Annotated in this window: 1 tRNA gene and 1 rRNA gene; both read left to right on the top strand. The window is 47.2% G+C overall.

Annotated elements, in window-relative coordinates:
* The first annotated feature begins 28 nt into the window (after positions 1-28).
* Positions 29-144: ribosomal RNA gene (gene rrf / locus QTN95_RS21210) — 5S ribosomal RNA — on the top strand.
* Positions 145-228: 84 nt separating this feature from the next.
* Positions 229-305, top strand: a tRNA-Asp gene (locus QTN95_RS21205).
* Positions 306-352: the final 47 nt, after the last annotated feature.

Genomic DNA, 352 nt, shown 5'->3' with positions numbered 1-352 from the left:
TTAACAGCTTTCCAGATTAAAGAATTTGCTTGGCGACCATAGCGATTTGGACCCACCTGATTCCATTCCGAACTCAGAAGTGAAACGAATTAGCGCCGATGGTAGTGTGGGGTTTCCCCATGTGAGAGTAGGACATCGCCAGGCTTTAATTTCGTTTTTAGATTTTAGACCTTTTTATTAAGGGAAAATCTAAAGGCAAAAACTTAGACTCAAGAGTCTAACCAGTGCGGAGCGGTAGTTCAGTTGGTTAGAATACCGGCCTGTCACGCCGGGGGTCGCGGGTTCGAGTCCCGTCCGCTCCGCCACTTATTCCAGACCCCAGCAGAAATGCTGGGGTCTTTTTGTTTTTATC

Source organism: Vibrio sp. M260112 (assembly GCF_036533775.1).
Classification (GTDB): Bacteria; Pseudomonadota; Gammaproteobacteria; order Enterobacterales; family Vibrionaceae; genus Vibrio.
Note: the sequence above shows the minus strand (reverse complement) of the source record. Positions and strands in the feature narration are given on the sequence as shown.